The following is a 23,075-nucleotide window of genomic DNA, read 5'->3' on the forward strand; positions in this document are numbered from 1 at the left end:
CAGGTTTTACCCCTGCGACTTTTTTGTGTAAGAAAAATGAATTTAGCCGAACATTATAACAAACTTTACAGGGATTCGATTGCCAAAATAGCTAATGGTAACTACGAAATAGATCGCTTAATCGATTCTGACGCCGATAATCGTTTTGGCATTACTTTGGTCATCAGGCCTGATGCCGAAACGAATCATAAAATCCAGCAATTTTTGGCTGAAGTAAAAGCCATTGAGCCTGATCAGTATTATTATCAAAATGCAGATATCCATATTACCTTAATGTCGGTCATTTCCTGCTATGACGGCTTTGATCTGAACGCAATTAACATTCATGATTATGTCCAGGTGATTCAGCAGGTTTTAAACGCCTATCGGAGTTTCAGAATTCATTTTAAAGGGCTTACGGCTTCACCTTCCTGCATTTTGATTCAGGGATTTTTAACTGAAACACTAAACCAGATACGTAATGATCTGAGGTTTGCTTTTAAAAATACTGATTTACAGCAAAGCATCGACAAGAGATATGCCATTCAAACGGCACATTCAACTATCGTGCGATTAAGAAAACAGCTTCAAGCCCCGGACGCACTATTCCATCTGCTAGAGAAATATAGAAATTTTGACTTCGGCACTTTCGAAGTGAAGCAAATCGAATTGGTTTATAACGATTGGTACCAGCGAGAACAATACGTTAAGAAATTGCATATCTTTTCACTCGATCAATAAATCCCATATCTTCGCGGCATTATTAACCAAAAAACAACTTAACACTCTTGAAACTATCTTTCAAATTAATCGCCTTGGCATTTACCTGCCTCCTCTTTATTTCATCCTGCAAAAAAGAAACACCTTTACCCGAAAAAGATATTTTTAGCATAAAAATAGATGATACTTTAATAGAATTCACTGACAATGCTGTAATTAGTAGCAATTTTACAATCAGCCCAAGCGATAAAATGCTCAGGATAATAGGTAACGGTTCAAACCGGATGATCAACCTGAACATTATCGGTTACAACGGAGTGGGAGAATATATTTTAAATCTCAACCAGATACAGGTAGCCGGTGCTTATGTTAAAAAGGCACAAAGTGGCGAAAATGAAGAAAATTATGTCTTAAGTGATGGAAAGGTACAGATTCTCAGCGTAACTGATCAAAAGATTAAAGGCACTTTCCATTTTATTGCAACAGATTATAGCAAAACGATAGCAAAAACAATCGATGGAATTTTTTACCTAGGCATAGATAAGCAATAAACCACGCACATGCACAACATCGATAAATCGCATGGCATATCATCCTTCCATCATAAAAACTGCTGCCAGCAACCTTATTTCATATTCATTTAACTGAATGTTATATTTGTTTAGTCATCAAAAGTTATTGACATGAAAATTCCACAGAAGTTTTTTGCCCGCCGACATGAAATTGCGGCAGATTTTTTAAGGGAATTAGACAAACACCTGGACGATGTGGTATCAGGCCGGACAACCGAGATGTTTGAAGTAAGAGATTTTGCCGGGCTTATTCACGTTCATCCTACACATCTAAGCAATACTATTAAGGCTGCTACAGGACATTCGCCATGTTATTTTTTTGAAGAGCGTTTAATGGAGATTTCGAAATCGATGTTACAGCATGTGAACATGCCAATAGAGAAATAGCCAGAATTTTAACCTACGATCCATCTAACTTTACCAAGTTCTTTAAACACTTCTCTGGCCAAACACCAAAACAGTATCGCGAGGCTTATTTCGAGTCTTTAGCTGCGAAGAAAAAAATTGTCAACACATAAAACTTAAACAATCACCATTTTTACTTAAACACTCACCATTTTAACAGCCGATTTCCATCTAATTTTGTTTAACAAATAAAAAGAAAATGGAAACACAAAATAAAATTGCCCTGGTAACCGGTGGTAGCCGCGGACTGGGAAAAAACGCTGCCTTAAAAATTGCCGCAAAAGGAATTGGTGTAATGGTTACCTATCAATCTAAAAAAGAGGAAGCAGAAGATACAGTTAATGATATAAAAGCGCTGGGTGTACCAGCAGCAGCACTACAGTTAAATGTTGGCGATGCTAAAACTTTTGATGCCTTTTTTACAGAAGTTAAAAGTGTGCTAAAATCTGTTTTCAATGCAGAAAAATTCGACTTCCTGATCAATAATGCAGGCATTGGCATCCATGCTTCATTTGCTGATACTACGGAGGAACAATTTGATGCCCTGGTAAACATCCACTACAAAGGGGCTTTCTTTTTAACTCAGAAAGCCTTGCCCTTGTTAAATGATGGTAGCGGAATCATTAATGTTTCATCCGGATTGGCCCGTTTTGCAACTCCAGGTTATGCGGCTTATGCTTCTATGAAAGGTGCCATGGAAACCCTAACTAAATACCAGGCAAAAGAATTAGGTTCAAGAGGAATCAGATCCAATATTGTTGCTCCAGGTGCAATTGAAACCGATTTTGGCGGTGGAGTAGTAAGAGATAATGATCAGCTCAACGCCGGAATTGCTGCTAATACCGCTTTAGGTCGGGTGGGCTTACCAGATGATATTGGTGGCGTAGTAGCATTTTTATGCACTGAAGATGCGAGATGGATTAATGCACAGCGCATTGAAGCATCTGGCGGTATGTTCTTATAAATCATTCGTGCTTTTTAACCACCAGGACACGAAGGCAGAAAGATTATTTTTTTGTGTTCTTAGTGCCTTGGTGGTTATCTTTTTTGGTAACCCGTCAACGTTAACCACTAAACGCCATGCGCTAAACACCATCCAAATCTACAACCAGAAAATAATCTGCATCAAATGGCGTTATCCATGAAAAGCATCAGATGCCTAAACTATTTCTACCTACCCTTTTATTCTTAACTTTTGTTAGCAGCGTAAATGCTCAAAAGTGGACAGATGCGGAGTTCCGTAGGGCGAATACTGCAGCAAATGCTAATTATTTAACTAATGAAGAGAAAAATGTGGTGATGTACATGAACCTGATCCGCATTGACGGGGAAAAGTTTTATTACACATTTTTAGAAGATTACATTAATAACTATAACGCTAAAGTAAAGCAATATAGAAATTACAATGAACTGCGGATTGCCCGTAACAACAGTTATTATATTTCTTTATTAAAACATTTAAGAGGCATAAAAAATTTACCGGTATTTTATCCTAATGACGAATTATCAGCCTTAAGCCGTAGCCATGCCCAAGATCTTAACCGAAACAACCTCGACACACATGAAAGCAGCAACGGTGATAAGTTTTCGAAACGTTTATCCAAATATTTCCCGAATAAAGCCATGAGCGAAAATATCGACTTTGGTTTTTCGAACAGCTTAGATATTGTATGCCATCTATTGTTAGATTGTGGCGTACCTTCCCTTGGTCACCGGTTTAACTTATTAGACCAAAAATTTAAATTAAACACAGTTGGCGTAAGCATTCAACCCCATCCATCTTACAGCTGGTGTGCAGTAATCGATTTTGTAGCCTTACCTGCTGCTAATGTTTATGAGGAGTAAACACATAAATGATCTTATTAATGAGCAATAAAAATTTAATTGTAAATTGCGCCCAAAAATAACCAAAACGAATAGTTTAAGTAATGCGCAAAGCAATTTTAGCCATAATAGATTTTTTTTATCCTCCATTTAAAAAATTTATTTCTTTACATAATTTCAGGTATCTGGCTACTGGTGGTGGCACTTTATTATTAGGAATTTTAAGTTATTATTTTGCTTACTTTTTCATTTTTAAAACTGAGGAGGTAAACTTTGGTGTAATTGTACTACAAAGGGAAACGGCCTCTTTATTAATAGATTATATCATTGCTATTCCAACCAGTTTTTTACTTAACAAATATGTTATATTTACACATAGTGAATTAAAGGGAAGGGTTCAGCTTTTCAGGTTTTTAAACCTCCAGTTTATAAACATACTGGCAAACTATGTTTTATTGAAATTTTTGCTCGAACTTTTGAGAGATTACCCAACTTTGGCAATGCTTTCGAGAATACTTGTTTCAGTCTTAATGGCACTTTTCAGCTACCTCTACCAGCATTACTTTACATTTAGTGTAAAAAAAATTGGGGATAAAAATGTGAAGAAGGATTAATAATTATTTTCCACGGATATAGCGAACAGCCCGACCGGAGCCTCCCGATGAAATGCTAAAGTACCTTTCCTAATTATTAGCTTCATACCATCAAGTTATTTTTTTGGAAAGCAGTTCCACAAGCATTTGGGTTTCTTCAGTCCCGCCTTCGCTTCAAGGCCTCACTCGTGCCTCGCTACGGGCTTTATGCACCAGTCGGGTTTAGGTGGCCACGGTACTGCGACTATTCGCATTTTAATAGCGAGTGGATTAAAAACCGGGTTCATCAGCACAACCTTTGTACCTAAACGTGATGGAAGCGGTATCCTTTTGCTGTCGGCCTGAGCGGAGTCGAAGGGCAGCAACAGCTATAGCAAACAGCCCGACCGGAGCCTCCCGATGAATGCTACAGTACCTTTCCTTATTAACCTATCATTTTAACCATCCTAAACCTTTATTACGTTAACCTGTTAATTTATGCAGCTGCTTTCTTGTTAAGATAAAAACAACACCCTAACTTAGCTGCCGACCAACTTATTTCATAAATAACCATGAGCCATTTTAATGATTTTAATAATGCGCAGGTAGCTAAATTGCCCAACCATTTAAAGCAATTTATTGTTGCGCAAAATTACGAGAAGTACACACCTATAGACCAGGCAGTATGGCGGTATGTAATGCGCCAAAATTACAGCTATCTTAAAAATGTTGCTTATTACCCTTACATAAAGGGCTTACGGCGGGCTGGTTTGAGTATAGAATACATTCCAGACCTGCAAACCATGAATGATAACCTGGGTAAGATTGGTTGGGGCGCCGTAACCGTTGATGGCTTTATTCCGCCTGCAGCTTTTATGGAATATCAGGCTTATCGTGTATTGGTAATTGCTGCTGATATCCGCCAGATTAACCACATTGAATACACCCCTGCACCAGATATTATACACGAAAGTGCCGGCCATGCACCAATTATAGCAGATACCGATTACAATAAATATTTAAGTTATTTTGGCTCAATCGGTGCAAAAGCCATGTTTTCGGCAAAAGATTTTGAGCTTTACGAGGCCATCAGAAAATTATCGATTCTGAAAGAAGCTGTAGATGCTGACGAGTTACAGATTGCCCAGGCAGAAAAGGATCTGCGCTACATCAGTGAGAATATGGGCGAGCCTTCTGAAATGGCATTACTTGGCCGTTTACATTGGTGGACCGTTGAATATGGCCTGATTGGCACTTTAGAAAACCCGAAAATTTATGGTGCCGGCTTACTTTCTTCTATTGGCGAAAGTGCAACCTGCATGCAAAAAGATGTAGAGAAACTTTGGTACAACATGGATACCATTAACTATGCCTACGATATTACCAAGCCACAACCTCAGCTTTTTGTAACCGAAACATTTCAAAACCTAATTGATGTTTTGGAAACCTTTGCCAATACCATGGCCTTTAGAAAAGGTGGAGCCGAAAGTATAATGAAAGCAATTGCCTGTAAAAATGTAGCCACCGCTGTTTATAGCTCTGGCTTGCAGGTCAGCGGTATTTTTACCGATATGGGCATTAATACTAATGATGAAGTTACATTTATTAAAACTACAGGACCGTCTGCCCTAGCCTTTAACAATAAACAACTAGCTGCACATGGTAAAGATTACCACGCTGATGGCTTTTCGTCTCCTGTAGGACGCTTAAAGGGAGGAGATAAACCATTTGAGGATTACAGTCTATCAGAACTCCAATCTTTGAACATCATCCAAGGAGAGAAAACCGTAATAACGTTTGAAAGCGGTATTAGCATGACAGGTGAAGTTAAAGATATGATTATAGAAAACGGTAAACTCCTTTTAATTGCCTTTAACAATTGTACAGTTAGCGAAAGTAACGGAAATATATTGTTTAAACCTGAATGGGGTATTTACGACATGGCTATAGGCGAAACCATAGTTTCGGTTTTTAACGGAGCCGCTGATAAAGATGCTTACGAAGAGATTACGTTAATTAGCAAGGAGAAAACGCATCAGATTACTTATGATGATAAAACTTTAAAACTCCATGGTTTATATCAAAAAGTTAGAGCGATTAGGGAAAGTGGCGAGAATCTGGATCAGCTTGGCGAAATCTTCTTTCAACTAAAAACAAACCACAGGCAAGACTGGCTTTGTGCCTTAGAAATTCTCGAAATTATTTACCATAATGAGGTTTATCATCAGTTGGAAAAGGAAATCCAGGTCTATCTTGAAATAAAGGCAAGTAAAGAATTAGACCATACCAAATTAATCAATGATGGTTTACATGTGATAAAAAACCCGGTCAGCCAGCTCCTTGTGGAAGATTGATTAATCGCTTTAATTTCATTAACTTTACATTATGACAACTATCACAGTACAAGTAGATAACGAACAAAATGCTGCGCTTCTTGAAAAGATGCTTAAGGCATTATCTTTTGTAGAAGATGTTGATATCAAAGCCCATCAACCCAATATGGTTGAGGAACCTAAGGAATCTTATCAGAAATTAAAAAAAGCAATTGACAAATACTGAAGGAAATTTAATGTTTAAGGATATTAAAGACCCATCTAAATGGCAAAGTGATTTAAGAGATGAACTGGGAATTAACTGATAGGTTGCAAATTAGGAAGGGTTCAAAAGTCAGTCGTCACCCTGATCCGATAGCTATCGGATTTATTTCAGGGTCTTAACGCAAAATAGATGCTGAAATAAATTCAGCATGACGAACTTATCGTTCAAATAGCTTAAATTTCTTATTAATTCCAATCTTCCTCATTTATAACGAGGACAACTACATTTACAGCATAATGTGTAAATTAAGTGATGTAATCCCTATTTCTAATCCTTGTCGCAAATAAGGTTTTAGTCGACTTACTCTTTTTTTCCTAACTTTGATTTCAACAGGTTCGGAACATTTCAACCTTTTAACTTTACAACAATTTTTAATTCCTTTTAATGAATATTATAATTACAGGTGCCAGTAGCGGAATCGGTTTCGAAACCGCTTTAGAGTTTTGCTTACATAAAGAAAATAAAATTGTTGCCATTGCCCGTTCGGCAGATAAATTGCGTAAACTGCTGGAAATTGCCCGTGGCATCAATCCCGATTGTACACTTTTACCGGTAGAATTTGACATCGTAAATGATGATTATGCCGCGCTGATCCCTTTTTTAAAAGAACGTTTAGGTACAATAGATATCCTGATCAACAATGCAGGTGCTTTAATTAACAAACCATTTTTAGAAACTACAGAAATGGATCTGGGAGAGATGTTACAGAGCAATGTGATTTCACATTTCAGAATGATCCAGAACCTATTGCCATTAATGCAAAGCGGAAGCCACATCATTAACATTGGCAGCATGGGTGGCTTTCAGGGAAGTGTTAAATTCCCCGGACTTTCTGCTTATTCAGCAAGTAAAGCGGCTTTGCACACGCTAACAGAATGTTTGGCTTTTGAATTAGCAGAAACAGGAATAAAAATCAACTGCCTTGCTTTAGGATCGGCACAGACAGAAATGCTGGAAGCAGCTTTTCCGGGATACCAAAGTCCGGTGATGGCTTTTGAAATGGGAAAATATGTTGCTGATTTTGCTAAAACCGGACATAAATTTTTTAATGGAAAAATTTTACCAGTAGCAGTTACTACACCATAATATGATAATTTTTAGTAATTTACGGCAGTAATTGAAAAACTAAAAAAATCTATGGAAACAAATTCTCCTTTTAAAACAGTCGACAGTGGAAAAAATGCTGCTGTTGTAAGTTACATCTTTCTAATTGGTTGGCTAATATCGTACTTTGCAATGTACAAAGATAATAAAACAGCACTATCCAGTTATCACTTGAGGCAATCTTTATTGCTTCATCTTTTTATAATCGTACTAAATGTGGCAGTAACCATATTAGTTATGATTATACCAACTGCAATATTTGGTTACTTGAGTTATGTGGTTTATATTGCTTACCTAATTTTGATTATTTTAGGTGCTGTAAGTGCGAATAACAGCGAACTAAAACCGCTTCCGTTAATTGGCGACAAAGCTCAAACCATGTTTCCAAGTATTTAATCGAAGCTAAATATTCTAATTTAAGTCTGGGTAGTTACCCGGACTTTTTTTTTGTTTTAATTGGTTTTCAACATTTTAATACACTTTATATATTTTTCATATCTTTAACCCCAACATATGAAGAAAATAATAGTCCCGATTTTGTTTTTCATTTTGTCTGCCACGGCAGGAAAAGCCCAAACAATCTTACCCGCGCAATACCAGGAACTGGTAAAGAAATTAGTGGCCAATCTTCCCAAAAATGCTACGATTACAGAAAACAGTTCTTCCACAAATTCCACAACTCTTATCGATTTTGCCAAAAGTATGTTAGGTATCCCCTATCGTTACGCTACTAGCAACCCAAAAGTTGGTTTTGATTGTTCTGGCTTTGTGAGTTATGTATTTAGTAATTTCGGTTTCAAAGTTCCACGTTCTTCTAGAGAGTTTAGTTCTGCGGGTAAAGAAACCAGTTTAGAAAATGCAAAAGTGGGTGATGTGTTGATTTTTACAGGTACTAATTCCAGAATAAGAAAGATCGGTCATGTAGGAATCGTTTATTCCATCGATGAAAACGGGATCAAATTTATTCATGCCTCCTCTGGTAAAACTCACCAGGTAACCATTACGGATCTTAACGGCCATTACAAAGACCGTTTCATGAAAATTGTAAGTATCCTTTAATTACTTTTTATACTTCCACATCCTTGTTTTACCTTCTGCAAGCCATAACAAAGTAGTTTCCAATCTTTTTAATCTGGTAGCTTCTGTTTTGGCTTCTTCGAGCCATAAAATATAATCTTTTTTATTGGAAGGGCTGAAATTCTGGAATACCGATAGCGCTGCAGGATCTTCTTGTAAAGCCTCCATAAAATATTCAGGTACAATAATTTCTTTTTTCTCTGTAGATTTTGGCTTTGACGGCAGTTTTATATTATCCTCATTTAATTGAATAGCCTGTTGAATGTAGGCAATCAGGATTTCATCTGAAGGCAAATCATCAAAAGATTTTATTTTGCCTAATAAGCCCATGGATTCGGACTGTTCTTTAAAAATACCATATTCGTCACTTATTAACGCTCCTTTCCAGAAACCAAAGGCACAATGATGCTTAAATGAAGCTATGTGACAAACTGTACCTTTATAATCAAAGAACGGCATCCCCCACTTAATTTTCTCTTCAATCCGGGCATCTGCCTTATGTACCAAATTCCTTAAATGATCTAAAATGGGAATGGCAAATTCCGCAGAATTGATAATGTATTGGTCAACTTGAACACTGGTATGCATAGCTGAAAATTTAGTTCATAAAGCTACAGCAAAACAACCTTTAAAGCAAGTTCTACCTCTCCGCTATTCAGAAATTTCTTTGCCAGTTCATGTAATTCCCTTTCGCGGTTGGTGCTGTCGCCAATAGTAGCATCGAGTATTTCTTTTACTTCTGAATTTGTGCTGATCAGATCAATTTCTTCATCAGTAGGTATTTGCTCAACATTACCGAGCATACCTAAATCGTTTCCTGTTAACACTTTCGAAAAGCGGACTGATTGTGGTAAACGGTCTACACCAATACCTAATTTAGCCAAAGGTTTTGCTACCTTAAATAAATTATCACTGGTAACTCTGCAATACCAATCTCCTCCCAAACGTGCAACAAGATCCATTTTATGCTGATCTATCCTGCCATTTTCATCTAAAACCGCTTCATTAATATGAATCACTTTTATTTCAGCCAGTACCAGGTTTCCGGCACCATGGTTCTCACCTAAAGAAATTACTTCATTCACCACACACTCAAACTGCACCGGCGCTTCTGCAACTCTTGGTGGTTGAACCAGGTCAGACTTTAACATGGTAAATCCTGCTTTCTCAAACTCATTTACACCTTTAGCATATTCAGTACTGGCCAAACTCATCTGCTGCACCATATCGTAGTTTACAATATTAATCACACATTCTTTAACCTGCAGTACATTTTCCAAGCTATGTTTAGTGGTATTATCGCGCACTCTCCTCGATGGCGAAAAAATACAAATAGGTGGATTGGTGCTGAACATATTAAAGAAACTGAAAGGACTTAAATTTATATTTCCTTCAGTATCAATAGTGGAGGCAAAGCAGATCGGACGCGGAGCGATAGCGTATTGCAGGTAGTTTTGTAGTTCTACTGGCGTTAAATTTGAGGTCTTAAGTGATACCAAAACTTGAAATGATTAATTTGATAATGATTCTTTTTGAAGCGCAAAAGCAATAGTTATCAGGAAATAGCTGAATTTCCATACGCTATTATTCTGATGGAAACATCGGAATGAAAACTGCTGTATGCTTTATCTAACAAAATTGAATAAAGTAATCTAAACCTGAATTCGTTCTAATTATATAGTTCTTTATTTTTTCAGCAACGATCGTCATGCTGAGCTTGTTTCAGCATCTAACCTGTAGATCCTGAAATAAATTCAGGATGACGATTGCATAATAATCCAGCATTAAAAATATTAACTGCTAAATAATTACAATTAATTTAAGAAACCTTCTTACTTCTTCAACGCCAGGATCGAAAAATCCGTATCAGCTTTCGTAATGGTATTGGTCAATGCACCTAAGCCTGTTATCTCCATTTCCACAACATCGCCCGGCTGTAACCACTGTACTTTATAGTTAGGATCGTTTAACAAACCGGTACCGTTCAGCTCTAAAAAACAGCCTGTTCCAATGGTTCCGGAACCGATTACATCACCAGGGAGAATATCTACACCGTAGGCACAACGTTCAATAATTTCGGCGAAAGTCCAGTCCATATCAGCGGCGTTTCCTTTAGAAACTTCTATGCCATTTACGCGGCAAGTCATCTTTAGGTCGTAAGCATTACCAACGTGTCCTTCTTTCGGCGCAACCTTATACTGCAATAACTCATCAGGTGTTACCAGCCATGGGCCAATTACGGTAGAAAAATCTTTTCCTTTTGCAGGACCTAAATTCAACAACATCTCTTCCATCTGCAAAGTACGTGCGCTCATATCATTCATGACCATATAACCTGCAATATATTCATCAGCTTCGGCAGCTTTAATATTTCTACCTTTTTTACCAATAACAATGGCGAGCTCCAGTTCGAAATCCAGCTTATCAAAATGATCTGGCATGCATTCAATTTCTCCTGTTCCCTGAATAGCATTATGATTAGTGAAATAAAAGATCGGGTATTCATCAAATTGAGGAATCATATCTACCTTTCTGTTTCTACGTGCCGCAGCAACATGTTGCCTGAAAGCGTAACCATCACGACAACTGGTAGGATGTGGAACAGGAGCCAAAATTTCGTAAAAAATTTCTTCTTTAGCAGCTAAACTACCCTCTTTTATTTGATCGTCTATCCTTTTTGCTCTTTCCATTAACACTTCGCCACCCTGCAAAAACATACTCATATTATCTGGAAGCAATTTATCGCAACTATTTAAGTTATAAATATGTCCGTCGATAAATATGCCAAGATGCTCCCTGTCTTCGGTCTTATAAGATACTAGTTTCATATATGATTTGGTTAAATACGCGGTAAAGCTAAGAAATTAGCCCATTCAAAATAAAACTTGAGCGTTATTATTTTAATGCATTAAACTTTTGAAGAGGTAATTAAAGATAATTAAAATTTTAACTTTTAAATAAAATACTTATCTTGGTACCATTAAAACCATGATCTTAAAAGCATTACATATTAATCTGGTAAACGACGCTATTGCAGCCCGTCGCTATAAGATGCTATCCAAGCTGATCATGGCTCAGTATTCACTGTAATTTCATTCACCTTTCTTTTTAAATTTAAACGCATCGTCGTTTTAATTGTTAATTCATTAGGATTTTTTCTTTCTAACCATAACACCATTTAATTATGCCTGTTTATCATAAATTGGGGCAGATTCCAGCTAAGCGACACACGGTTTTTCGTAAACCTGATGGAAATCTTTATGCCGAAGAATTGGTATCAACCGAAGGTTTTTCCAGTTTATATTCATTGGTTTATCACTGCCACCCGCCAACCATTGTAAAACATTTAGGTGAGCCTTACAACGTTGAACCCAAAATAGCGCGCGAAAAGCACCTGAAACACACTAGTTTAATTGGTTTCAACATTAAACCGGAAGATGATTTTCTAAAAAGTAGAAAAGCCATTCTGGTAAATAGCGATCTGCATATCGTTTTAGCTGCACCAAGAAAATCGATGACCGATTATTTCTACAAAAATAGTCAGGCGGACGAGATGATCTTCGTACATGAAGGCTCTGGAAAGCTAAAAACGGGATTCGGAGAAATTAAGTTTGCTTATGGCGATTATCTGATTATTCCAAGGGGCACCATTTATCAGATGGAATTTGATACTGAACAGAACAGGTTGTTCATTGTAGAAAGTTTTAGTCCATTAAGGGCGCCAAAAAGATATTTAAATCAATATGGACAGTTAATGGAGCATGCGCCTTATTGTGAGCGCGACTTAAGATTACCAGAGAACCTGCAAACACATGATGAGTATGGCGATTTTAAAGTTCTCATTAAAAAACAGGGTTTAATTTATCCCTACACTTATGGTACACATCCTTTTGATTATGTAGGCTGGGACGGTTATCATTATCCCTATGCTTTCTCTATCCACGATTTTGAGCCGATAACAGGCCGATTACACCAACCACCTCCGGTTCACCAAACTTTCGAAGGACACAATTTTGTGGTTTGCTCATTTGTTCCCCGAAAATACGATTATCATCCCGATTCGATTCCTGCACCATATAACCACAGCAATGTAGATAGCGACGAAGTGCTTTATTATGTAGATGGTGATTTTATGAGCCGCAAAAGCGTGGTGAAAGGACAGATTACCCTGCATCCTGGAGGTATTCCACATGGGCCACATCCGGGTACTGTAGAAAAATCGATTGGAAAAGAAAAAACAGATGAGCTGGCAGTAATGATCGATCCTTTTAAGCCTTTAAAGCTTACACAGGACGCCGTGGATATCGAAGACGAAAATTATCACAAAAGCTGGCAGATTAATGTAGAATAAAATTAGTAGGAAGTCGGTAGTCCGAGGTCCGAAGATAACGTGCAGATGAAATATATGACGAGCAATTATTCAACATTTTAATAACAACATATTTAACAATATCACATCCGACTTCGTACCTCCGAACTCGGACTTAATTAACAACAAACAAATGGAAACACAAACATTCGCAGAAAAAATATCAAAAGCACCAGATTTTCTGCCTATTAACGGAACAGATTATATCGAATTTTACGTGGGCAACGCCAAGCAGGCTGCTCATTATTATAAAACGGCATTTGGTTTTCAAAGTTTAGCCTACGCCGGGCCAGAAACTGGCGTGCGCGATCGTTCATCTTATGTATTGCAACAGGGTAAAATCAGGCTGATCTTAACCACAGCATTAAAATCTGATCATCCAATATCAGAACATGTTAAAAAACATGGCGATGGCGTAAAAGTATTGGCGCTTTGGGTAGATGATGCATATAGTGCCTATGAAGAAACTACAAAACGTGGTGCTAAACCATACATGGAGCCTAAAACCTTAACAGATGAACATGGCGAAGTTAAAATGAGCGGAATTTACACTTATGGCGAAACAATACACATGTTTATTGAGCGTAAAAATTATAATGGAACTTTTATGCCAGGTTACCGTGTGTGGGAAAGCGATTATCAACCTGCCGATGCTGGTCTGTTATACATTGATCATTGCGTGGGCAATGTAGGTTGGAACCGCATGAACGAAGCCGTACAATGGTATGAGGATGTAATGGGTTTTGTAAATATTCTATCTTTTGATGATAAGCAGATCAACACAGAATATTCGGCTTTGATGAGTAAAGTGATGAGTAATGGCAACGGTTTTTCAAAATTCCCGATCAATGAGCCTGCAGAAGGCAAAAAGAAATCACAGATTGAAGAATACCTGGAATATTATGAGGGCGAAGGCGTTCAGCATATTGCCGTAGCTACAAAAGACATTGTTAAAACAGTTAAAGAATTAAAATCGCGCGGCGTTGAATTTTTAAGTGCTCCACCAGAAGCCTATTATGATATGATGCCTCAACGTGTAGGCAAAATTGATGAAGAAATAGCCTTATTGGAGAGCCTGGGTATTTTAGTTGATTGTGATGAAGAGGGTTATCTTTTACAGATTTTTACCAAACCAGTTGAAGACCGTCCTACTCTTTTCTTCGAGATTATTCAACGTAAAGGTGCACAGAGTTTTGGTGCCGGTAATTTTAAAGCATTGTTTGAATCGTTAGAGCGCGAACAGGAATTAAGAGGTAATTTGTAATAGCGAATTAAGTGATGTATTTAATTTAAGGCGTCACCCTGATCCGATAGCTATCGGATTTATTTCAGGGTCTCAGACAAAAGATACTGAAACAAGTTCAGCATGACGACGATCCAAAATCAAGCACAAAAAAGAGCAGGTTCAAACCTGCTCTTTTTTAGTTTTAATCAAATAATTATTTAAATTTAGTTACACACAAACATTTAAACCTTAATTATTATGAGAACAAAATTAACGCTGGTTTTATTACTGGCTGCATCATTCAGTGGCTTCGCACAAACAAAGGCCGAAATTGTTAAAAACATCAATCAACTATTGGCAAAAGCCATCGGCGGAACCAATATTACTTTGCATAATGGTACGGAAACAGCATTTACCATTACAGCAAATTCATTTTCAATTGATGAGGAAATGAATTTCGGGGTTTTTACAATGGGAAAAACATTTGCCAGTTCAGATCGTGCCACGGAAGAAACCAGCACCAAATCTCAAATACAGACCTGGAATGGGTTCAAGGTCAGTCCTGAACAGAATAACCCAAAAATTAAATCAGTTTATCCGGTTATTAATAAACTAGAGGCTGAGCCTGATCATGATAAAAACGGAATTAAATATTATTGTTTAACTGGTGATGAAGAGAAATTGATAGTTGCGTTAACACAGCTGCAAGGACTTTATAAGAGAAAATAGTTTTCGATTAATACCGTCATTTCGAGCGAAGTGCAACGCAGTCGAGAAATCTTTTAAAGTGCTATAAAACCAAAGATTTCTTCAGCGAAGCCGACAACCTAGGGATTCTGCGAAGATTTTATTTTAATAAATTTCTCCCCACCTGTACGGGCATCCACTTCGCGTTACTCCGGTCGAGATGATGGCCGGTCTATCAGAATCTTTAGATGATCGCTTCGCTAAGAACTCGAAAGCCCGGTGAAGCTAAATCTTTCTAATAGATTTCTCCATTTCGCTGCGCTTCAGTCGAGATGACGTCTTTTTTATTTAGCTCGTCATTCCCGCTCAGGCGGGAATCTTAATGCTTATGAAACATAACATGCATTAAGATTCCCAACCAAGTTGGGAATGACGAAACTTTTCTAAACTACAACACTTCCCCCAAATGTTTATAATTCGATTTTATCGTATCCAGCACCTCGCTCATTTTCCCACCCAGCATTAATTTTGTCATCGATTCTGTCATGCCTTTGATTTGTGCCCATTCTATTTTTGGTGGCATGGCTAAAGCATTTGGATTCGTCATGATATTTAACAAAACTGGTCCGTCTTCATTTAATGCATGACTGATCGCGGTTTCTACTTCTTCTGGTTTAGCTATGGTTATTCCTTTAAAACCCATAGCCTGTGCTACCAATGCAAAATCAGGATTAATCATATCTGTTTCATTGTCAGGCAAACCATCAACTTCCATTTCCAACTTTACCATTCCCAGGGCCCTGTTGTTAAATACAATCAGTTTTATTGGTAGGTTATATTGTTTAATGGTAGCCAAATCACCTAGGAGCATTGATAGACCACCATCACCACATAACGCAATTACTTGTTGTTCCGGATGTGCCAATGCCGCACCAATGGCCATCGGCATCGCATTCGCCATTGAGCCATGGTTAAAAGAACCCAGCATTTTGCGTTTACCCGTTCCATCTATAAAACGTGCCCCCCAAACGCAGCACATTCCGGTGTCTACCGTAAAAATGGCATCATCAGCCGCTAAACGGTTTATGGTTTCGGCTACAAATTCAGGTTGTATTTTATTTTCCTCACCCTGATCTTTAACATAAACCTGCTGTCTTTCTTTCACTTTCTGATAAAACTCCAATTGAGATTTTAAGAAACCATCATCTTTCTTTTCAGTAAGTAGTGGCAATAATGCTTTTATCGAATCGCTGATGTTGCCACATAAACCCATGGTAAGTTTAGCCCTCCTGCCCAAACGTTCGGGTTTTTCATCAATCTGCACAATTTTATTCTTAACAGGCATAAAATTTACGTAAGGAAAATCGGTCCCCAGTAAAAGCACTACATCAGCCTCGTGCATGGCATGATAGCCCGACGGTTGTCCTAAAAGGCCAGTCATTCCCACTTCATATGGATTATTATATTGTATGCCCATTTTTCCTCTGAAAGAAAACCCTACAGGTGCTTTTAATTTAGCTGCTAATTCTACCACCTCATCATGCGCTTCGGCAGCACCTATGCCACAGTAAATCATAATTTTCTTTTCACCATTAAGCAGGTCTGACAAATCTTTCAACTCCTGGTCGGAAGGACGGATCACTGGCTTATTGGTGAATAATTGCATAGAAGTTACACTTTCCACTGCATCCAGTTGTGCAACATCGCCAGGCAAACCAAAAACGGCAACACCTTTTTTATGAATGGCGTGCTGAACGGCCGTTTGAAACATCCTTGGCACCTGCTCGGCAGTGGTAGCTACCTGGTTATAGTAACTACAATCATCAAATAATTTTATGGTGTTTGTTTCCTGAAAAAAGTCCATTCCAAATTCGCCTGTCGGAATGGTTGATGCAATGGCAATCACCGGAACATGGCTTCGGTGTGCATCATAGAGGCCGTTAATCAGGTGTACATGGCCTGGCCCACAACTACCCGCACAACAAGCAATCCCGTCAAGTTCTGCTTCGGCTGCCGCTGCAAAGGCACCAGCCTCTTCATTGCGTACGTGGATCCACTTTATCTTGCCATTTCTTCTTACTGCGTCGTTAAAATAATTTAAACTATCTCCTGTAACGGCATAAACTCTTTTTACACCAACCTCAACCAGCATTTCAACCAGTTGTTCTGCAACATTTTTACCCATGAAAATATTTTTAAATGATGGATTTTATATAGCTAATAAATAGCAGAAACTGATGTATTGTTTTAGGCTAAAAGCAAAAAGAACCAATCTGACCTTGAAAAGACTTTGGATCAAATGTAACATCAATAAAGCTGTAATAGCTGAATAAAGTTTCTTCACTAAAACTTCATAAATGAAGTGCACCTTTGATATAACAAAACACGAAGCGATTTCAATTTTGTTAAATTCTAAAAACTCATAATTAGTTTTTTAGTTTTCCGGTTACCCTTATCTGATACCTCATGTATTGCAAAATACATGAGGTTTTTTGTTTAAATTAGCCAATAATCTCAGATCGAATTAGTGAAACATTTTGAAGGTTTTCTATATATATTTAATTGTAATCGTCACCCTGAATTTATTTCAGGGTATATCTAAAGGAAAGATGCTGAAACAAGTTCAGCATGACGATCGCATCAAGGCCAGAAGTTCAAGAGTTAGTTAATATGATAAATATTACTCGAGCCTAAGTAAATTCCTACTATCGAGTCTTTATGAAAAGCGAATTAAGCTGCATGCTAATTTTAATGTTACTTGTTACATTTGGTTTTACAACTGAAAATCAGGTGTCTCCAGCTTTTTTTAAAAAAAGTAAGGGTTGATTCTAAAAAAAATCACTCCGTACTTTCTTTAAGGATCTGGTACAAATCGGTTGCACCTCCATCAAACTTGGTTCCGTTTACATAAAATGATGGTGTTCCATTTACGCCACTACGCATACCGCTGTCAAAATTGTCTTCTATAATAGTTTTGATCTCTTCTGAAGCACTATCTTTCTGAAATTGCTCTAAATCCAACCCAATGGTTTCGGCAAGTTCGTCAAATAGCTCAGCATTTAAGCGGTACTGGTTTTCGTAGAGTGCATCATGCATTTCCCAAAACTTATTTTGTAAACCTGCAGCTTCTGCAGCAATCGCTGCCGGGAAAGCAAATTCGTGTGCATTGGCCAAAGGAAAATGGCGGAAAACAAATCTGATCTGATGACCAAAAGTTTCTTCAATTTCTTTCATGATGGGATAAGCATCTCCACAGTATGGACACTGATAATCGCCAAACTCAACAATGGTAATACTTGCCGAATCATCACCTTGAATATGATCCTGACTATTTATTTCGGGTTTTAATACACTCATCGCTTTATTTCTTGTTTAATTCTTCCAATGCATCCAAGATACCATCCGCACCAGGGTTAACCGCTACAGGTGACAAATAACTCCATGCAATTTTACCTTCTTTATCAATTACAAAAAGTGCCCGTTTACTTTCGCCAACTTCTTCATCATACACACCATAAGCTTTAGACACAGCGCCTTTTGGTTCAAAATCAGCCAATAGCGGAAAATGTAGTTTTCTATTTTCTTCAAAGGCCAGGTGGCACCAAACACTATCAACAGACACACCAAAAATCTGTGCATCATATTTATTAAAATATTTGAGCATTTCGTTATAAAGTGCCATTTGGTCGCTGCATACCGGGCTCCAATCCGCAGGGTAAAAAGCCAGAATAACATTTTTGCCTTTAAAATCCTTAAGTTTTATTTTCTGATCGGGGGTAGCATTTAATTCGAAATCTGGTGCTGTATCGCCTTTTTGTAACATATTAGGAAGCTTAAAATGTAAATCATTAGTAAAACAGTGCTTAAACCGTCTTGTTTGTAAAAAATTTAACCCAATTTTTGCCGTTTGATTAAATAAGACTGCAGGATTGGATAAAAACCCTCTTTCATATCGGCATCGATTAAGTCAATTTTATATTGAGCACATTTTAGCATAATCTGCTGCCGGTTAGTAGAAACCGCTGTTATATAATTCTCCTTTACCTGATTGGTATGGACTTTAATCGTTTCTCCGGTCTCCATATCAATAAACTGGTAAGGGCGGTTTTCAAAATTAAAATCTACCTCTTTTGTTTTATCAACCACATTAAAAACCACAACCTCGTGTTTGTTAAACTTAAGGTGTTGCAGCGCATCAAAAAACTGATCGGTTTTATCGGTATTGATTTGGGTATTAAACAGGTCACTGAAGATAATAACCAAAGAACGTTTGTGGATCAGTTCTGCTACCTGGTGCAGCGCCTCACTTAAATTGGTCTGTGCATTTACCTTTGGTTGCTGTAGTAATTCTTCCAGTTGGGCAAATAAAAATTTCTGATGTACCGTAGTGGATTTTGCGGGAGAATTGAACAATATTTCATCGGTAAATAAGCTTAGTCCGAAAGCATCACGTTGTTTCTTTAGCAGGTACATTAAAGATGCTGCAGCCTGTATGGAGAAAATCAGTTTGTTATTTTTCGATTCCGGAAAGTACATGGATGAAGAAACATCAATCACAAATTGACAACGCAAATTGGTTTCTTCTTCAAAACGTTTGCTATAAAGTTTATCAGTTTTAGCGTACAATTTCCAATCAATATTTTTAACGTTATCTCCGTTATTATATTGACGGTGTTCGGCAAACTCAACCGAAAAGCCATGAAAAGGACTTTTATGCAGGCCTGTGATAAAACCCTCAACCACTTTCTGGGCGAGCAATTCTAAATTACCATAACTTGTTTCGTTCTCGTAGTTTACAACCTGCATATCGTAAAGCTAGTAAAATACTTGTAAAAACTAATCAGTTTTGGATGGCAAAAATATGTTTTATTAATCAGCATAGCTCTGAGGTACATGAATATTTTTTAAGTGATTTGGAAAGCAATTGCAGTACTTAGAGGCTCATGCAGCCCCGCCCCCGCTTCTGCCGATTGAAAAATCGGCATCTCGCTACGGTCGGGTTTAGGTGGCAAAGATTGTGCTACTATCCGTGGTAAATAAACCCGATGGCAGTGGTAGCTGCCGGCCTCGCGCGGGCACTACAAACGGACAGCGGGACCGAAAATGCGATGAAAAACTGAACCCCACATTTCCTAAAATCAAAAAATCGTTTGAACATCTAACAAAAAACCTTTCTTTCGAAATATAATAAAAAAGACGTAGCAGGTTTGTGAAACCTGCTACGTCTAAAACCTAAAATACAAAGATCTATTTTTCATTTAAAATGCCTAAAATTGGTTCAAGTCCTGCCTTTATTTCTGCAAAGGATAATACTAAAGATGTGTTGGGCTTTATTATGGCTTTAATCACCTTATTTCCAAATAAGTAATAACGGGTTTCTATACTATTTTTAATTTTAAAATCTTTCAAATAAATCGGCTTATCGTAAACCGTTTCTTTTTTATAAAGGAAAAATAAGTTTTTGTTGTTAAAGTAGTAATCGATTTCAGCCTTTCCGGTTTCACCATAAAAAACACAATGTATTTTTTTAAGTGCAGCTTTACTGTAATAGCCGGTCACCACACCACCCTCTGCCGACATGCCGAAAGCATCTCTTTTTTTCTTTTTATAAAACTTCAGTTTTTTGTTGATCGATGCAAAATCAGATTTGATTTTCTTTATAATAGCCACGCTATCTATAGCATTATTAATTGGATTTTTATCAGCTGAAAATGTGTTATGGCTGCTACTAATAACGGCGGTTAATAATATTAGAAGTCCTTTTAAGCTATTTTTCATTTTTTAAATCTTTGATTACCAAAGTCGACAGGAAAATTAATATGCTCAATAGGCTTAAAATAATCAAAATTCTCGCCGCTTCAAATCTTTAGCAATTTAAAGTACAAACGATTATAATGAAACCAACTCAAAACGCAATATCTGCCGATTGAGAAATCGGCATCTCGCTACGGTCGGGTTTAGGTGGCAAAGATTGTGCTACTACCTGTGGTAAATAAACCCGATGGCAGTGGTAGCTGCCGGCCTCGCGCGGGCACTACAAACGGACAGCGGGACCGAAAATGCGATAAAAAACTGAACCCCACATTTCCTAAAACCAAAAAATCGTTTGAACACCTAACAAAAAACCTTTCTTTCGAAATATAATAAAAAAGACCTAGCAGGTTTGTGAAACCTGCTAGGTCTTAAAATAATCCCTATTCCTTGTTTGGTGGCTCACCAAACAGTTTTATCAAATATTACTTCTTCGCAATCCTGTACAAATGCCCATTATCGGTTACTGAATAAAGCGCTCCGTCTTTACCTTCTGCCATATCGCGGAAACGTTCGCCCTTACCTTCCAGTAGCCGCTCTTCGCCAACAATTTTATTATCTTTGATCAACAAACGGATAATGTGCGAACCGCCCAAACCGCCTACAAATAAATTGCCTTTCCACTCGGCTATACTATTACTGTTGTAAAACGCAATACAACCAGGCGAAATACTTGGATTCCAGTAATAAACCGGTTGTTCCATTCCTTCTTTCTGCTGAATACCATCACCCACTTTTTTACCGCTGTATTCTGTTCCGTAGGTAATAATAGGCCAGCCATAATTTTTGCCTGGCTTAATAATGTTTACTTCATCACCACCTTTAGGGCCAAATTCGGCTTCCCATAAATCGCCCGTTTGAGGGTTAATGGCTAAACCATCCGGATTACGGAGACCATAGGCATAAATTTCAGGTCGGGCATCGGCTTTACCTGCAAACGGGCCGTTTGCAACCGCTTTTCCGTCTGGGGTAAGGTGCAAAATTTTACCCAATGAAGAATTTAAATATTGTGCCTGTATCCTGATATCGTTACCAGAACGTTCGCCTGTACTTACAAATAAATTTCCGTTTTTATCAAAAACAATTCTCGATCCGTACTGAAGTTTGCCTGTATAAGCTGGTGTAGCACGGTAAATAATGGTCTGGTTTTCTATCGATGTTTCATTTGCAGCCAGTTTACCTTTGGCTATGGCTAATAAAACGCCTTTATCCTGTGGCTCTGAATACGCCCAGTAAATCATTCTGTTTTTTGCAAAGTTCGGGTCTAAGGTTACATCCAGTAAACCACCCTGACCAGATGGATCTACTTTTGGTAAACCTGTGATTTTTTTACTTGATTCCCCATTGGCATTTAAAATTACCATAGTACCTTGTTTTTGGGTAATTAAAAACCGTCCATCAGGAAGTACCGAAATTGCCCATGGATTTTCCAATTTTTCATTGATGACTGTAATATCCAAAGGGGTTTTGGTTTTTACGCCTGCAATTCTGGTCTGCCCGGCAAAAGCTGGCTTATAATCAGCAGATGGAGGGTTAGTTTCAACCGGATTTTGCGCCGATACACAAGCAATATTTGCACAGTTTAGGGCGAGGCCTCCCAATAAAATCCCTAAAGTTTTATTATTAAATAATTGAATAGACATGATGGTTAGTTTTTTGATTAAAGAAACAAAATTATGCTCGCAATAAAAAACCCAAATCCATTAAATGAACTTGGGTTTTTGTAATATTATTAGTGAAGTTTTGAAGATTTTGCTTTTACCTTCAACCTTTATTTAAGCCAATTGCTTGTTTAATTTTTCTGCTAATACCGATTTTGGAACAGCGCCAACTTGTTTGTCAACCACTTCGCCACCTTTAAAGTATAATAGGGCAGGAATATTACGGATACCAAACTGCATTGAAATTTGAGGGTTGTTATCAACGTTTACTTTTCCAACTACCGCTTTACCATCATATTCTTTAGCGATCTCTTCTACAACTGGACCAACCATGCGACAAGGGCCACACCATTCTGCCCAAAAATCTACTAATACGGGTTTATCTGATTTTAATACAAGCTCCTCGAAGTTTGCATCTGTGATTTCTAATGCCATAATTAATTTTTTTTATGTTCAAATATATGTATTCAA

At 37.7% G+C, this 23,075-nt stretch carries 24 protein-coding genes; 14 read left to right on the forward strand and 10 right to left on the reverse strand.

Going from position 1 to position 23,075, the window contains the following annotated elements:
* Window positions 1–36: 36 nt before the first annotated feature.
* The 11 genes from OQX63_RS07655 to OQX63_RS07705 all read left to right on the forward strand — a co-directional run bounded on the left by OQX63_RS07655 (window position 37) and on the right by OQX63_RS07705 (window position 8,833).
* Window positions 37–720 carry a 2'-5' RNA ligase family protein gene (locus tag OQX63_RS07655; RefSeq protein WP_265850308.1) on the forward strand — a complete coding sequence of 228 codons (684 nt, stop codon included), beginning with the start codon at window positions 37–39 and terminating at the stop codon, window positions 718–720.
* Window positions 721–767: 47 nt separating this feature from the next.
* Complete coding sequence (locus OQX63_RS07660) at window positions 768–1,250, forward strand: DUF6252 family protein (RefSeq protein WP_265850309.1); 483 nt, start codon at window positions 768–770, stop codon at window positions 1,248–1,250.
* 132 nt (window positions 1,251–1,382) lie between these two features.
* Entirely contained in the window at window positions 1,383–1,658 is a 276-nt protein-coding gene (locus OQX63_RS07665) for a hypothetical protein (RefSeq protein ID WP_265850310.1), read from the forward strand.
* 217 nt (window positions 1,659–1,875) lie between these two features.
* Window positions 1,876–2,640 (forward strand): SDR family NAD(P)-dependent oxidoreductase, encoded by a 765-nt coding sequence (locus OQX63_RS07670; protein WP_265850311.1) that lies wholly within the window; start codon window positions 1,876–1,878, stop codon window positions 2,638–2,640.
* A gap of 191 nt (window positions 2,641–2,831) precedes the next feature.
* On the forward strand, window positions 2,832–3,521 hold the full coding sequence (locus tag OQX63_RS07675; RefSeq protein ID WP_265850312.1) for a CAP domain-containing protein: 690 nt from the start codon (window positions 2,832–2,834) through the stop codon (window positions 3,519–3,521).
* Between the two features lie 83 nt (window positions 3,522–3,604).
* Window positions 3,605–4,114 (forward strand): GtrA family protein, encoded by a 510-nt coding sequence (locus OQX63_RS07680; RefSeq protein ID WP_265850313.1) that lies wholly within the window; start codon window positions 3,605–3,607, stop codon window positions 4,112–4,114.
* A gap of 530 nt (window positions 4,115–4,644) precedes the next feature.
* Entirely contained in the window at window positions 4,645–6,426 is a 1,782-nt protein-coding gene (locus tag OQX63_RS07685; RefSeq protein WP_265850314.1) for an aromatic amino acid hydroxylase, read from the forward strand.
* Between the two features lie 31 nt (window positions 6,427–6,457).
* Window positions 6,458–6,631 (forward strand): hypothetical protein, encoded by a 174-nt coding sequence (locus OQX63_RS07690; protein WP_265850315.1) that lies wholly within the window; start codon window positions 6,458–6,460, stop codon window positions 6,629–6,631.
* Window positions 6,632–7,054: 423 nt separating this feature from the next.
* A complete protein-coding gene (locus OQX63_RS07695; protein WP_265850316.1) occupies window positions 7,055–7,756 on the forward strand; it encodes an SDR family oxidoreductase in 702 nt (233 codons plus the stop codon).
* A 51-nt stretch (window positions 7,757–7,807) separates the two neighbouring features.
* Complete coding sequence (locus tag OQX63_RS07700) at window positions 7,808–8,170, forward strand: DUF4870 domain-containing protein (RefSeq protein ID WP_265850317.1); 363 nt, start codon at window positions 7,808–7,810, stop codon at window positions 8,168–8,170.
* 117 nt (window positions 8,171–8,287) lie between these two features.
* Window positions 8,288–8,833 carry a C40 family peptidase gene (locus OQX63_RS07705; RefSeq protein ID WP_265850318.1) on the forward strand — a complete coding sequence of 182 codons (546 nt, stop codon included), beginning with the start codon at window positions 8,288–8,290 and terminating at the stop codon, window positions 8,831–8,833.
* Here OQX63_RS07705 and OQX63_RS07710 read toward each other — a convergent pair whose 3' ends face one another.
* From OQX63_RS07710 to OQX63_RS07720, 3 genes are all read right to left on the reverse strand, one after another.
* Window positions 8,834–9,439 (reverse strand): YdeI/OmpD-associated family protein, encoded by a 606-nt coding sequence (locus OQX63_RS07710; RefSeq protein ID WP_265850319.1) that lies wholly within the window; start codon window positions 9,437–9,439, stop codon window positions 8,834–8,836. It lies immediately after the preceding gene.
* A gap of 23 nt (window positions 9,440–9,462) precedes the next feature.
* The gene (locus OQX63_RS07715) at window positions 9,463–10,350 is read right to left on the reverse strand and encodes a flavin reductase family protein (RefSeq protein WP_265850320.1); all 888 of its coding nucleotides are present in this window, start codon (window positions 10,348–10,350) and stop codon (window positions 9,463–9,465) included.
* A 333-nt stretch (window positions 10,351–10,683) separates the two neighbouring features.
* Entirely contained in the window at window positions 10,684–11,679 is a 996-nt protein-coding gene (locus OQX63_RS07720; RefSeq protein WP_265850321.1) for a fumarylacetoacetate hydrolase family protein, read from the reverse strand.
* Between the two features lie 356 nt (window positions 11,680–12,035).
* Here OQX63_RS07720 and OQX63_RS07725 point away from each other — a divergent pair, with 356 nt between their 5' ends.
* From OQX63_RS07725 to OQX63_RS07735, 3 genes are all read left to right on the forward strand, one after another.
* Window positions 12,036–13,202 (forward strand): homogentisate 1,2-dioxygenase, encoded by a 1,167-nt coding sequence (locus tag OQX63_RS07725; RefSeq protein ID WP_265850322.1) that lies wholly within the window; start codon window positions 12,036–12,038, stop codon window positions 13,200–13,202.
* A gap of 151 nt (window positions 13,203–13,353) precedes the next feature.
* On the forward strand, window positions 13,354–14,484 hold the full coding sequence (gene hppD / locus OQX63_RS07730; RefSeq protein ID WP_265850323.1) for a 4-hydroxyphenylpyruvate dioxygenase: 1,131 nt from the start codon (window positions 13,354–13,356) through the stop codon (window positions 14,482–14,484).
* A gap of 219 nt (window positions 14,485–14,703) precedes the next feature.
* Window positions 14,704–15,174 carry a hypothetical protein gene (locus tag OQX63_RS07735; protein ID WP_265850324.1) on the forward strand — a complete coding sequence of 157 codons (471 nt, stop codon included), beginning with the start codon at window positions 14,704–14,706 and terminating at the stop codon, window positions 15,172–15,174.
* Between the two features lie 406 nt (window positions 15,175–15,580).
* Here OQX63_RS07735 and OQX63_RS07740 read toward each other — a convergent pair whose 3' ends face one another.
* The 7 genes from OQX63_RS07740 to trxA all read right to left on the reverse strand — a co-directional run bounded on the left by OQX63_RS07740 (window position 15,581) and on the right by trxA (window position 23,039).
* Entirely contained in the window at window positions 15,581–17,317 is a 1,737-nt protein-coding gene (locus tag OQX63_RS07740; RefSeq protein ID WP_265850325.1) for a thiamine pyrophosphate-dependent enzyme, read from the reverse strand.
* A 653-nt stretch (window positions 17,318–17,970) separates the two neighbouring features.
* A complete protein-coding gene (locus OQX63_RS07745) occupies window positions 17,971–18,489 on the reverse strand; it encodes a DsbA family protein (RefSeq protein ID WP_265850326.1) in 519 nt (172 codons plus the stop codon).
* Between the two features lie 4 nt (window positions 18,490–18,493).
* A complete protein-coding gene (locus tag OQX63_RS07750; RefSeq protein WP_265850327.1) occupies window positions 18,494–18,955 on the reverse strand; it encodes a redoxin domain-containing protein in 462 nt (153 codons plus the stop codon).
* A 65-nt stretch (window positions 18,956–19,020) separates the two neighbouring features.
* Complete coding sequence (locus tag OQX63_RS07755; RefSeq protein ID WP_265850328.1) at window positions 19,021–19,938, reverse strand: DUF58 domain-containing protein; 918 nt, start codon at window positions 19,936–19,938, stop codon at window positions 19,021–19,023.
* 441 nt (window positions 19,939–20,379) lie between these two features.
* Window positions 20,380–20,910 carry a hypothetical protein gene (locus OQX63_RS07760; protein ID WP_265850329.1) on the reverse strand — a complete coding sequence of 177 codons (531 nt, stop codon included), beginning with the start codon at window positions 20,908–20,910 and terminating at the stop codon, window positions 20,380–20,382.
* 458 nt (window positions 20,911–21,368) lie between these two features.
* The gene (locus OQX63_RS07765) at window positions 21,369–22,586 is read right to left on the reverse strand and encodes a PQQ-dependent sugar dehydrogenase (protein WP_265850330.1); all 1,218 of its coding nucleotides are present in this window, start codon (window positions 22,584–22,586) and stop codon (window positions 21,369–21,371) included.
* Between the two features lie 132 nt (window positions 22,587–22,718).
* Window positions 22,719–23,039 carry a thioredoxin gene (gene trxA, locus OQX63_RS07770; protein WP_039482143.1) on the reverse strand — a complete coding sequence of 107 codons (321 nt, stop codon included), beginning with the start codon at window positions 23,037–23,039 and terminating at the stop codon, window positions 22,719–22,721.
* Window positions 23,040–23,075 lie beyond the last annotated feature (36 nt).

The organism is Pedobacter sp. PF22-3, from assembly GCF_026239555.1.
Classification (GTDB): domain Bacteria; phylum Bacteroidota; class Bacteroidia; order Sphingobacteriales; family Sphingobacteriaceae; genus Pedobacter.

Excerpts from the sequence above, each read along its gene's own strand:
- OQX63_RS07655 (WP_265850308.1), top strand. The coding sequence starts at position 37 with ATGAATTTAGCCGAACATTATAACAAACTTTACAGGGATTCGATTGCC.
- OQX63_RS07665 (WP_265850310.1), top strand. The coding sequence starts at position 1,383 with ATGAAAATTCCACAGAAGTTTTTTGCCCGCCGACATGAAATTGCGGCA.
- OQX63_RS07670 (WP_265850311.1), top strand. The coding sequence starts at position 1,876 with ATGGAAACACAAAATAAAATTGCCCTGGTAACCGGTGGTAGCCGCGGA.
- OQX63_RS07675 (WP_265850312.1), top strand. The coding sequence starts at position 2,832 with ATGCCTAAACTATTTCTACCTACCCTTTTATTCTTAACTTTTGTTAGC.
- OQX63_RS07680 (WP_265850313.1), top strand. The coding sequence starts at position 3,605 with ATGCGCAAAGCAATTTTAGCCATAATAGATTTTTTTTATCCTCCATTT.
- OQX63_RS07685 (WP_265850314.1), top strand. The coding sequence starts at position 4,645 with ATGAGCCATTTTAATGATTTTAATAATGCGCAGGTAGCTAAATTGCCC.
- OQX63_RS07690 (WP_265850315.1), top strand. The coding sequence starts at position 6,458 with ATGACAACTATCACAGTACAAGTAGATAACGAACAAAATGCTGCGCTT.
- OQX63_RS07695 (WP_265850316.1), top strand. The coding sequence starts at position 7,055 with ATGAATATTATAATTACAGGTGCCAGTAGCGGAATCGGTTTCGAAACC.
- OQX63_RS07700 (WP_265850317.1), top strand. The coding sequence starts at position 7,808 with ATGGAAACAAATTCTCCTTTTAAAACAGTCGACAGTGGAAAAAATGCT.
- OQX63_RS07705 (WP_265850318.1), top strand. The coding sequence starts at position 8,288 with ATGAAGAAAATAATAGTCCCGATTTTGTTTTTCATTTTGTCTGCCACG.
- OQX63_RS07710 (WP_265850319.1), bottom strand. The coding sequence starts at position 9,439 with ATGCATACCAGTGTTCAAGTTGACCAATACATTATCAATTCTGCGGAA.
- OQX63_RS07720 (WP_265850321.1), bottom strand. The coding sequence starts at position 11,679 with ATGAAACTAGTATCTTATAAGACCGAAGACAGGGAGCATCTTGGCATA.
- OQX63_RS07725 (WP_265850322.1), top strand. The coding sequence starts at position 12,036 with ATGCCTGTTTATCATAAATTGGGGCAGATTCCAGCTAAGCGACACACG.
- hppD (WP_265850323.1), top strand. The coding sequence starts at position 13,354 with ATGGAAACACAAACATTCGCAGAAAAAATATCAAAAGCACCAGATTTT.
- OQX63_RS07735 (WP_265850324.1), top strand. The coding sequence starts at position 14,704 with ATGAGAACAAAATTAACGCTGGTTTTATTACTGGCTGCATCATTCAGT.
- OQX63_RS07740 (WP_265850325.1), bottom strand. The coding sequence starts at position 17,317 with ATGGGTAAAAATGTTGCAGAACAACTGGTTGAAATGCTGGTTGAGGTT.
- OQX63_RS07745 (WP_265850326.1), bottom strand. The coding sequence starts at position 18,489 with ATGAGTGTATTAAAACCCGAAATAAATAGTCAGGATCATATTCAAGGT.
- OQX63_RS07750 (WP_265850327.1), bottom strand. The coding sequence starts at position 18,955 with ATGTTACAAAAAGGCGATACAGCACCAGATTTCGAATTAAATGCTACC.
- OQX63_RS07755 (WP_265850328.1), bottom strand. The coding sequence starts at position 19,938 with ATGCAGGTTGTAAACTACGAGAACGAAACAAGTTATGGTAATTTAGAA.
- OQX63_RS07760 (WP_265850329.1), bottom strand. The coding sequence starts at position 20,910 with ATGAAAAATAGCTTAAAAGGACTTCTAATATTATTAACCGCCGTTATT.
- OQX63_RS07765 (WP_265850330.1), bottom strand. The coding sequence starts at position 22,586 with ATGTCTATTCAATTATTTAATAATAAAACTTTAGGGATTTTATTGGGA.
- trxA (WP_039482143.1), bottom strand. The coding sequence starts at position 23,039 with ATGGCATTAGAAATCACAGATGCAAACTTCGAGGAGCTTGTATTAAAA.